Origin of the sequence: Pseudoalteromonas sp. UCD-33C (genome assembly GCF_001306895.1) — a bacterium.
Classification (GTDB): Bacteria; Pseudomonadota; Gammaproteobacteria; order Enterobacterales; family Alteromonadaceae; genus Pseudoalteromonas.
In genome coordinates this window covers 37,879-50,077 of the sequence record NZ_LJTB01000020.1, presented here as the reverse complement: position 1 = coordinate 50,077, position 12,199 = coordinate 37,879, and the positions used below count along the sequence as shown (strand labels likewise).

The 12,199-nt window shown below is 38.9% G+C and carries 4 protein-coding genes; all 4 read left to right on the top strand.

The window, feature by feature from the left end; all coding sequences use genetic code 11:
• Positions 1-67: 67 nt before the first annotated feature.
• The 4 genes from AOG26_RS19870 (at position 68) to AOG26_RS19855 (ending at position 12,143) form a co-directional block, all read left to right on the top strand.
• The gene (locus AOG26_RS19870) at positions 68-2,731 is read left to right on the top strand and encodes a TonB-dependent receptor (RefSeq protein ID WP_054564040.1); all 2,664 of its coding nucleotides are present in this window, start codon (positions 68-70) and stop codon (positions 2,729-2,731) included.
• Between the two features lie 115 nt (positions 2,732-2,846).
• A complete protein-coding gene (locus AOG26_RS19865; protein WP_054564039.1) occupies positions 2,847-4,787 on the top strand; it encodes a S9 family peptidase in 1,941 nt (646 codons plus the stop codon).
• 291 nt (positions 4,788-5,078) lie between these two features.
• Positions 5,079-7,745, top strand: coding sequence for a TonB-dependent receptor plug domain-containing protein (locus AOG26_RS19860; protein ID WP_054564038.1), 2,667 nt, complete (start codon positions 5,079-5,081; stop codon positions 7,743-7,745).
• A gap of 243 nt (positions 7,746-7,988) precedes the next feature.
• Positions 7,989-12,143 carry an ATP-binding protein gene (locus tag AOG26_RS19855; protein ID WP_054564037.1) on the top strand — a complete coding sequence of 1,385 codons (4,155 nt, stop codon included), beginning with the start codon at positions 7,989-7,991 and terminating at the stop codon, positions 12,141-12,143.
• Positions 12,144-12,199 lie beyond the last annotated feature (56 nt).

Genomic DNA, 12,199 nt, shown 5'->3' with positions numbered 1-12,199 from the left:
GCCTAATATGCATTTTTTTTGAATAACTATAAATATTCCATGAATAACATGGTCCAGGGAGAATCAAATGTTAAATAATAAAGTTTCAAAAGCTGTTCGCTTAGCGGTCGCTTTTGGCGCAGCTTCTACAGCTGCATTTTCTGCAAGCACATTTGCTGCAGATGAAGAAAACGCAGAAAAAGTTGAGCGTATCCAAGTTACTGGTTCACGTATCAAACAGGTAGATCTTGAGAACAGCTCTCCAGTTACCGTTTTATCAGCGGCAGAAATCAGCCTTTCAGGTGAGCCTACAGTTGCTGACGTTTTAAATAACCTTGCTTCTAACTCTTTCGGTTCTTGGAAAGGTGTATCTGGTTACGGTGCTGGTGGTGCAGCTTCTTCTAACATTAACTTACGTGGCCTTGGCTCTGACGCGACACTTGTATTATTAGATGGTCGTCGTATGCCTGGTACAAGTTCATCTTCTGGTTCATCGGCTGATACATCAATCATCCCAATGGCTGTTGTTGAGCGTGTTGAAATTCTTCGCGATGGCGCATCAGCTGTTTATGGTTCATCTGCAGTTGCTGGTGTAATCAATATCATCACTAAAAAAGACTTTGATGGCGTTAGCGTAAAATACGATTACGAAGTACCTAAAGTTGAAGGTGGCGAAAGCAAAACTTTCTCAATTACTTCAGGTTACACATCTGAAAAAGGTAACATCATCTTCACGTATGAAAACTCACGTGACAATGCAATCTTCGACAAAGAAATTTGGGCGATGGACGATCCAACTTACGGTGCGTACAGCGGTTATAGCCATGTTCCAAACTACCGAATCGGTGGTGCGGGTAGCTATATCTCTAACCCTGAGCTTTGTGACCAAACAGCTGACGTCGTAAATTCTATAGATGAGAACGGCGTTGGTGGTTGTTTATATAACTACGGTAACGTTACAAAATTCTACCCAGACGTAGAAAATAACTCATTCTTAACTAACTTTAACTATGAATTGACTGACAACATTCGCTTTGTTGGTCGTGCAATGGCAAGTTTCAACGAAACAAACTCTCGTTACGCAGGTACGCCAGTATCTACCGGTGCAGTTTGGATGGATGCTGACAACCAATATAACCCAGAAGATGAAGATATCCGTCTTTACATGCGTTCTGTGCCAATTGGTAACCGTGATACAAAAACAGAAGTTGTTACTACAGACATCGTATTAGGTCTTGAGGGCTTCACTGATATCGGTAATGGTTTTGATTGGGAAATCAACTACCAAAACAGCATCTCTAAAACAAATGTTTTTGGTAGCAACCTAGTTAATGACGTAATGTTACAAAGCGCAATTGACTCTGGTGAATATGATATTCTTAACACTACAGGCATGAGCTACGAAGAGTGGAATACTCAACTTACAGACTTATACCAATATGCAGCGCATACAGGTACTTATGAAGGTCGTTACGAAAGCCAACAAATTGATGGTTTAGTGTCTACTACATTCGTTGATAACGGTGATTTCGTTATTGCTGGTGTTGTTGGTGCAGAATTTGAAGAAATTGATTTCACTCAAGTATCTGATCCTGAGTCTGCAAATGGTTTCATCTCAGGCGGTTCAGGCGGCGATGACGTATATGCAACTCGTGACCGTACTGCTACATACATGGAAATTCAAGCAAGCTTACCTTACGAAATTGATGTAACTGTTGCTGGTCGTTATGAGAAATACGAACAGTCAGGTATGACTAACCTTGGTGAAAAGAGCACTACATTTGATAAGGTTGTTCCAAAAGTAGGTGTTACTTGGCGCCCAACTGACACATTATTAATCCGTGGTTCTTGGGGTGAGTCTTTCCGTGCTCCTAACATGGGCGAAATGTTCCAGTCTTATGCATTAAGCTTCCCAACTGTTCGTGATACAGCATGGTGTGATGCTAACCCTGGTCAATCATTAGAAGGTTATTGTTCTGACGCTGGTGAGCAAGTAGCGACATGGTTCGGTGGTAATGCAAACCTTACTGAAGAAACGGGTGACTCTACGACGCTTGGTTTCGTATGGGATATCGTTGATGGCTTAGCAGTAGAATTAACTTACTACGATATCAGCTACGAAAACCGTATCGATGACGTAAGCACAACTGAACTTCTACGTATTGAACAGGAAGAAGGTGGTTTAGGTTCTACACCAGATGCTATCGACCGTGCTAATGGTACTGGCCAAATTGATTACATCTACACAGGATATATCAATAAAGCATCACTACAAACGTCTGGTTTCGATTTCTCAACTCGCTACAAGCATGAAACTAGCTTCGGTGACTTTGGCGTAATGCTAAACGTTTCAAAAGTTATGGAATTTGAAGAGAAAGCAGACAAAGATGCAGAACCGTTTGATTATGCTGGTCTTCAAGATTACCCAGATTGGAAAGCTGATTTAGGTGTTAGCTATTCTTATGAAGATTACAGTGCTTCTTGGACTATGTTCTACGTAGGCGCTCAAGAGTCAGGTAACGAAGAGTGGGGTGTTGATTACCTTGCTGACGTTCCTTCATACTTCAAGCATAATGCTCAGTTCACATACACTGCACCAACAAATACTAAAATTTCTGTAGGTGTTAACAACGTATTTGATAAGAAAGCACCTTCTTGGTATGACGGCTTCCGTGATTACCGTGATTCAAGCTGGTCATTATACGATCAAACAGGTCGTTCAATGTACCTTCGTTTAGAACAAAAATTCTAAGCTAAAATAATTAGTATAAGCTCTTAAAACCCTGCTACAGCAGGGTTTTTTTATGCAAAGTACTAAGTTATAAATAACCCAAACATTTATCGTCATAATTAAAGGGAATATTAAAATGAAAATAATATGGTTTTTACTTTTGAGTAGTTTGCTCAGTTTATCTATGAGTGTCGGCTCCAAAACGCAAGACATCCCAATTGAGGACTTCTTTAAAACACCTAAATTTTCTAATTTGCAACTTTCTCCAAATGGTAAGTACCTTGCGGTTTTATCGCCAATTAACGAGCGTAGAAATATTGTTGTAATGGAAGTTGATGGTTTTAAAAATGCGAGGCCAATAACAAAGTTTGATGAGCAAGATATCAATAGTTTCTCTTGGGCGAATAATGATGACATTATTTTTACACTAGACAGTAATGGTAATGAAGCATTCAGTATTTATACAATTGATGCCCATAAGAAACGTGCAAAGGTCGTGCAGTTAGTCGGATCAAAAGTTGGCGCATCAGGTATCCGCTCTGCATCAGTTGTGCATTTATTACCAGATGATCCGAAGCATATTCTGGTGCAATATAATGGCCGAAACATTGTTGCTCCAGATTTATATAAACTGCCAATCGACAGCCGTTGGGATCGTAAACACGAACGTAATTACAAGATGGACTTGCTTGCAAAGAACCCTGGTAACGTTCAGGGGTGGATGCTTGATCATGATGGTGAGGTACGTGGCGCTTTAACGATTGAAGGTTTAAAAGGTACTTTACTATATAAAGGAAAAGGCGAAGAAAAATTCAGAGTATTACGAGAGTACAATGCCGAAGAGGCAAATATTGAACCTTTGGCATTTGATTTCGATAATAAAAGGTTGTTCGTCGCTTCTGATTTAGGTCGTGATACCAAAGCTGTTTTTTATTTCGATCCAGAAACGAATAAGTTAGGCGAACAAATTTTTGCCCATGATAACGTTGATGTTACATCGCTTAGCTTTTCGAGAAAGCGTAAAAAGCTTACTTCAATTAGTTTTTATGACAAATACCCTGAAGAAGTATACTTCGATGAACAGACTGCAAAAATGATGACCTCATTAAAGCAGGCATTTCCCGATAAAGTTGTGACAATTACTAGTCGCTCTGATGATGAAGTGCTCAATATTGTCTATGCAGCGAGTGACACTGATCCCGGCCAATATTATTTATTCAATAAAAATGACAATAGCTTAAAAGCATTATTAAGCCCAATGTCATGGATAGATCCTAAAGCGATGTCGCCGATGCAGCCTATCGAATTCAAAAGTAGAGATGGTTTAACATTAAATGGTTATATCACAATTCCTAAAAACTCGTCGGGTAAACAGCTACCTCTTATCGTAAATCCACATGGTGGTCCCTTTGGAATTCGAGATTATTGGGGATTCAATCCTGAAGCCCAGTTTTTTGCAAGTAGAGGCTATGCCACAGTCCAAGTTAACTTTAGGGGGTCTGGCGGTTATGGTCGCAAATTCCAGCAAGCGGGCTATGGTGGTAAATGGGGTGCTGAAATGCAAAATGATATTACAGATACCGTTAAATATTTGGTTTCAGAAGGTATCGCAGATGCGAATAAGGTCTGTATTTATGGCGCGAGTTACGGTGGCTATGCCACAGTAGCAGGCCTTGCGTTTACACCTGAACTTTATAAATGCGGAATAGATTACGTTGGCGTAACAGATGTGTCTTTATTATTTGATACATTACCAAAGCATTGGGAGTCACAACGTGAAGTGCTTGAAATGCAGATTGGTGATCCATCTGATGAAGCCCTAATGAAACGAATGTCACCGTTGCAACATGTTGATAAAATTAAAGCGCCACTAATGATAGTGCAAGGTGCGAAAGACCCGCGTGTAGTTAAGCAACACGCAACTGATTTACGCGATGCACTGGCAAAAAAAGGAGTAATTTTGTCAGATGATGAATGGATAATGAAAGAAAATGAAGGTCATGGCTTTCAGAAGCAAGAAAATAAAGTTGAGCTTTACACAAAAATGGAAAAGTTTTTGGCTAGATATTTGAAATAATAAATTATCAAAAAAATACAAAAAACCCAGAAATTAAGGCTCAAACCTTATTCTGGGTTTTTTATTGTTTCGAATATATAAACTAATGTGAAATATATGTAATCAAACTTTTCTTTAATCTTATATACACCTGAAACTTAAAATTTACATTGAAAAACAATGGTTAAAAAACTGTTGACCAAAAGTTGTCCCTAATATTAGTATTTAATTCCCTTATGGGGTACTAGTACCTCTTTAAGGGTTAAAATAAATTAATAAAGTCATAACATGGATATGACCAGGGAGAATCAAATGTTAAATAATCAAGTTTCAAAAGCAGTTCGCTTAGCGATTGCTTTTGGTGCAGCGTCAACTGCTGCATTTTCAGCTTCGTCTTTTGCTGCTGAAGAAGAAGGTGTAGAAAAAGTTGAGCGAATCGAAGTTACAGGTTCACGTATTAAACGAACTGACATTGAGGGTGCAAACCCTGTTGTTGTAATCGACCGTGCATCTTTAGATAATTCAGGTCAATTAAGTGTTGCAGACGTATTAAACCGTTCAACATTTAACTCATTTGGTTCGATCCAACCATCATCAGGTAGTACTGCGCAAAGTCAGGCAACAGTAAACTTACGTGGTTTAGGTTCTTCAAGAACACTTGTTTTAATTAACGGTAAGAAAATGCCAGGTTCACCTGTTATGGGTGGTGGTGCAGCTGACTTAAATACCATCCCTTTTGCTGCTGTAGAGCGCATTGAAGTTATGGGTGATGGCGCATCTGCGGTATATGGCTCTGATGCGATCGCCGGTGTAGTAAACATTATTTTAAGAAAAGATTTTGAAGGTGTTCAAGTTCAGGGTCGTATGGGTACTCCGAGCCGTGATGGCGGTGGTGATGAGTCATCATTCTCAATTATCACAGGTCTTAAATCAGAAAACTCTAACCTAGTATTCAGCTATGAGCATGATGAGCGTGATATTATTTTTGCTCGTGATCGTTGGTTCTCACGTGCAACAGACGATGGCTCAGGTACATTCGCTGGTACAACAGGTCAAAGCTGGTATGGCCGTAACATTCTAGATATGCAAACATTTGAGTTTAACCCAATGATCACTGGTCAAGACTGTTCGCAGTACGGTGATTCATTTGCTTATCATAATGATGCACCAGATTTCCCTGCTGACGACGGCTGTCACTATGATTATACTGCTGTTGCTGCTGACGCTGCTTCAACAAAGCGTGACTCAGTATTTGTTAACTTTGATTATGACATCAATGATGATTTAATCTTTAACTTCCGTTCATTACATTCGCGTAATGAAAGCTTTGGTCGTTTCGCACCTGCAGCAGGCTGGTTTACATTCCCTATTGCGCTTGCTGAAGACACAGAAAAAGGCTTAATGGCTGTTAATGAAGGCGACCGTGGTTATTACCGCTTTAATAACGTAGGTACTTCACGTGACACTTGGCAAGTTAGCAACATGGCTGATTGGAGTGCATCTCTAAATGGTATGGGTGAAGTGTTTGATTGGCATGTAGATGCACACTATAACCGTTATGAAATGAACGAGTGGGGTCAAGGCTATGTTCATCGCCCAAGCGTAGAAAATGCGATCATTGATGGTTGGGATCCACGTGACCCAGATCAATCTGCGTATGCTACTCAATTAGCTAATATCGCCGCAAATAGTAACCGTCGTTCTGGTAGTACATTACGTGAAGTAACTGCAGGCGTAAGCTTTAATGAGTTAGCTACTTTACCTGCAGGTGAACTAGGCCTATATGTTGGTGCTAGCTACCGTGAAACTGATTACTTTGACCAAGCGGAAGCTCAAAACGAAGCGAAAAACATCATTGGTACTGCTGGTGGTTCAGCGGCAGGTGACCGTACAGAATCAGCTGTTTTTGCTGAAATGTTAATCCCTGTAGTAGACACATTAGAGTTAAACTTAGCTGCTCGATATGATGATTACAGCGATGTAGGTTCATCATTTGTTCCTAAAGTTTCACTTAAATACCAGCCATTTGATGAGTTAGTTTTACGTGCTGCTTGGGGTGAAGGTTTCCGTGCTCCAACGCTGGAAGATCTATATAAAGCACCACAAGAGTCAGCTTCATCAGCTAAAGATGTTGTAGTATGTACATCAGCAGGTACATCACGTTCTGATTGTCGTACTCAACAACATACAACTTACTTCATCGGTACTGATTCATTAAAACCTGAAGAATCAGAAAGTGTAAGTTTCGGTATGGTTTATAACATCACTGATAATATCGATATGTCAGTTGATTACTATGATATCGAAATCACTAACCAAGTTAGCTCGTTATCTACACAAGATGTATTTGACCTTGAGTTAGCTGGCCTTTTAGGTGACCCTGAAGATCCAAATGATAACGCTGCTGGTTATGACCAAGTATCTGTAGACCGTGGTGGTAATCCAACTGGTCGTTCGTTACTTGTTACTGCACCAATGGCTAACATCCCTGGTTTCTCTACAGATGGCTTAGATTTCAAACTTAACGCAGTATTTGACTTAGGTGGCGCAGGTCTACTTCGCTCTAAATTTGCTTGGTCAGAAGTACTTAGCTATGAAGAGCCAGATATCATCGGTTACCCTAACGTTGATAAAATTGGCCGTGCTGGCTTACCAGAAAGAAGAATCAGCTGGGGCTTAACATGGGATATCGAAGCTCACATGTTAAACGTAAATTGGAACCATATTGCTTCTACAGCTGAAGAAACTGAAGATGCAAATGATGAAGGTACTAAGTTCAAAGCAGTTGGTGAGTTATCTTCGTATAACATTATCGATATTAACTATACTTACGCAACGCCTTGGAATCTTGATCTAACACTAGGTGTTAATAACTTAGCTGATAAAGATCCAGTATTGAACTCTGAATTAGACTACGACGATACTCTTTATAGCCAAGTTGGTCGTCTGTACTATGCAGGTTTCAAATTTAAGTTCTAAACGAACGATTTAAATACTTGTATATTAAAACCCTGCGCTTGCAGGGTTTTTTATTTTATAAACAAATTCACTATAGGTTTTACAGTTATAAAATAATTAATTTTTAAGGTTTAATTATTTACTTAAGCTCTTGTGTAAGATTTATGTGCAGTTGTTTAAATCAATTTATGCTCTTATACTTAAAAAACCTTAATAAAAGCGATGTTTCAGTTGAGTTATTTCCATAAAATCATAGTGTTGTTTTTGACGCTGTGTCTTTCATTCGATGTCTTAGCCACACAACTCAAAGCGGGTATCGTTAACTATAATTTTTTTCCTTACCATACCCGGGATGCTGATGGGCAGTTTTCGGGTGTTATTGTTGGTTATAGTAATGAAATCGCTCGCTTGGCTGAAGCCGATCTTGAATACCGTGTTTACGACAGTTTAGATGAGTTATTAGATGCGCTTAAAGTTGGTGAGATCGATTTTGCTGTAGGCCTAAATAAAACCGCACAGCGTAAAAAGCATTTCTTATTTTCAACACCCTTCATGGAAGCGCCAAGAGGTATTGTCGCAAATCAGTCTATCGCAAATGATGCTTTGAAAAACTTAGCGAGCTTACGTTGGGTGTGCATTACGGGTAGCTCACATTGTGAATATTTAGTTGAAAATGGCGCGCTATTTATTAATCGTTTTATAAAACCCGAAGACGCCTTTAAAAAAGTAGCAGATGGCTCGTTTGATGCCTTTATGGGTGATTACTCAGTATTATCTCATCAACTAAAAAATCGCTCTCAAGAAAACCTGAAAGTTGTGAGCCCAGTTTGGCTATCGAGCGAAACCTTGCATGTAATGTTTAATAAAAACAAAACAGCATTACGCAATCAAGTTAATTCGGTATTAGCCGCTATTTCACCAACCACGAAACAACTATGGGAAAGTTCTGCTAGTGAAGAATATTTAGCCGCTAAAGCGTATAGTCAATTTAAGCGTGATTTTAACCGTATTGATAAAAAAGAAGAAAATAATTACTTACTGACATTTTCTTTTGTCGATGGTCTCTATCCAATTCATGCGACAAGTAATTTAGGTGAAGCTGACGGCTATTTAAACGATACTCTTGAGCTTTTAGCTCAGCGCAGTGACTTTCAGTTTAAGTATATACCTGCGGCTAATTCGAAAGAGTTGGAACGACTTTTTTTGGCCAATAAAATTGATTTAATTCCGACCATGAACCCCACGAAAATTGATGAGGGGGTGTTGATAGCATTGCCAGCTCATTACAGTTTAGAGATGGTGTTAATCTCTAAACGAGCAAGCAAAACTAAACGAATTGGTTATTTAGAAGCGTTTGCTGACCCTAAGCAAAAGCTTGTAACGAATGACCTCGTTGAAACGGTATCATTTGACTCAATTAAAACGCTATTTTATGCACTGAGAAATGACAATATTGATGCTGTGATACTGCCGCAAAGTATTGCGGCATACCAGTTAAACCAATTCTATATTGGTGAGTTTTATATTAATCCAAAATACCGGTATACCCAGCCTATTTATTTTTTAGTGAATAAGCACTTTTCAGAGTTTGCGACTTTGCTAGACAGCTTATTTAAAACATTGACCAGCAACGATTTTAGCCATGTTGTGAACCGACATGGCATTTTTAGTATTGAACGTGGCTACGACCGCAAAACAGTGAATACCACGGCAATTCTTATTTTAATTTTAATCGCTGTGTCGGTGATTTATTTTATTAGCTGGCGGTTAACTATTAATCGCGAAATTGCAAAGCGTAAAGAAGCTGAAGAAGTGGCATTGATTAAGCTTAACTTTACTCAAAAACTCATTGATGACTTACCCACTATGGTGGTGATTCAAGATCAGCATCAAAAACGCGTTATGTGGAATCGTGCCTACAAAGAAAATTTTGCTCACTTATGGGATGAAAATAACCAATATCTGCGCGGCGATATTAAAGTCGTAAAAAAACTAATTTCACAAAATGAACAAAGTTTAAATTCAGGCAAAGTCATTAATCAGCATATTAATTACACTAACAAAGCTGGCAAAGAACTGGAGCTGCTTTACACTAAAAAGCCGTATGTGGGGTTAGATGGTGAACTAGCTGGCATCATGACAGTACTTACTGATGTTACTGAGCACCGCCATTTACAACGTGAGAATCAGTCAGTTCAACAGCTTCTACAAACCATCACAGATACCATACCCGGCGGCGTATTCCAGTATGAGTATTATGACAATGGTGAGGGGTGTTATACCTATATAAGTAAGGGCGCGCAGAGCTTATTAGGTGTCACTTCACGAATGATTAACCAGCGCGGTATGACGGGATGTATCTCGCCATTTATTGTTGATGAAGACCGCGTGCAAATCGCCAAGAGTTTTAAAGCAGCGACAAAATTTAACAAACTGATTGATATTGAGTTTCGGATAAATAATCTCGGCCAGCAAATTTGGTGTCGTTATATTGCTAATGCTGAAATTAATAAACGAGACGATAAGCAAGGTGTGCGTTGGAACGGGATCTTGCTGGACATCAGCTTACTTAAACGCCAACAAGCAGACTTAAGTAAAGCTACTCAGCTTGCACATCAAGCTGATCTAGCAAAAAGCCGCTTTATTGCCACTATGAGTCATGAATTAAGAACGCCAATGTCTGGGGTAAATGGCTTTATAGAGTTGTTAAAATCATCACCGCTTGATGAAGAGCAGCATTACCTCGTTGAGCACATTGACAGTTCTGTAACCAAGCTTCGCACATTAGTGGATGATATTTTATATTTTGCTAACACCACGACAGGCAATATTGAAGTTGAATTACGTGAGGTCGACCTAGAAGCACATTTATGTCGTGTTTTGCGTGCCCATGAATACCTAGCTAAGCAAAAAGGGCTTGAGTTTAACGTAATATGGCGTACAGCTGCTTATACCTTAGCTTCTGTTGACATAAGCCACTTGATGCAGGTTCTCTCTAATGTTTTAAATAACGCTGTGAAGTTTACTGAAAACGGTTCAATAAGCTGCGATGTGTTATTTGAGAAGCAGTCTTTAAAAGTTGAAATATCAGATACGGGTAAAGGTATGACGGCTGAGCAGTTGGCGCATACATTTACCCCTTTTGAGCAAGCTGACAACTCAATTCAACGTCGCCATGGAGGTACAGGCTTAGGCTTGAGCTTGGCAAAGCAACTTGTTGAAGCCATGCAAGGTGAAATATCCATTTCAAGTACTTTTGGTAAAGGTACCAATGTTTACATTGCTGTGCCACTTAAAAGCGTCAGCAAACAAAAACTGCAGGCTGTATCAGTGAATTGGGCTGTGTGTTCTCAAGACCATCAGTTATTAAATAATCTAGCTAATATGGGTGTAAAGCATCACCAATTAAGTTGGCCAATAGATAAAGAGGCATTTACGCAGGAAGATAATATTCTTATTGATGAAAGCTATATTAAAACGCTGTGGGGCGCTAATTGGCTGCAATCAATCAGTACTGCAAACAACAACTACATTTTAGTCGCAAGTGCAAAAAAAGAGCATAGGCCGGCTAATTGTAGCTGTCATATTTTACCTACAGAGCCATTATATCCAGATACTCTAAGAGAGCTTTTAGATAATGTACATACCAGCAATGATGAGGGGGTGGCTGCGCAAAATGCTCAGTTACATGGGCAAATATTAATTGCTGAAGATAATAAAACAAATCAATTATTACTCGAAAAACAATGCCAGAAGCTCGGTATCAAAGCAGTGATGGTTGATGATGGTATTGCTGCACTCAGAGCACTTGAAACAGGACAGTTTGATTTATTACTAACCGACTGTCATATGCCTGACTTAGATGGGTTTAAATTAACGGAGCAATTACGCAATCAAGAAAAATTTAAACATTTGCCAATTATTGGCTTTACCGCTGATGATTCAAAAGAATGTTTTAACAAAGCATTAAAGTCAGGAATGAATAGTGTTTTATTTAAGCCTTATAAACTTAATGAATTATATAATCGTCTAGCTGAGTTTATAGATTTAAGCTCTAATGATTTGCCTAATAGCAGTGAAGGCGTTGATATCAGTTTACAAGGTATAAAAGATAAGCAGCATTGGTTAACTGTTTTTGGTAATGAGAGTGATGCGAAAATGCTTGCCGACGTATTTATTAACAGTTTGCAAAGTGATTTAAATACTCTACAAGAGCACTTGGAAGCTCAAAATTTAGAAAGGGTTTCTGCTGCAATACATAAACTTAAAGGCGCTATTGTTATGCTGCAATACCCACCTTTATCTGAGCTAATAGTGACAACGGAAAATACCTTTAATCAACAGCAAGATACATTAATAGTGGAACAATTAATTACTGAGTTAAGGGATGTAATAGATAAAATAAAGCTATGGCTATAATAAATAGATAGGATAAAAAATAAACATGGAATAGATTATTTCATTAAATCCACATA

Excerpts from the sequence above, each read along its gene's own strand:
- AOG26_RS19870 (WP_054564040.1), top strand. The coding sequence starts at position 68 with ATGTTAAATAATAAAGTTTCAAAAGCTGTTCGCTTAGCGGTCGCTTTT.
- AOG26_RS19865 (WP_054564039.1), top strand. The coding sequence starts at position 2,847 with ATGAAAATAATATGGTTTTTACTTTTGAGTAGTTTGCTCAGTTTATCT.
- AOG26_RS19860 (WP_054564038.1), top strand. The coding sequence starts at position 5,079 with ATGTTAAATAATCAAGTTTCAAAAGCAGTTCGCTTAGCGATTGCTTTT.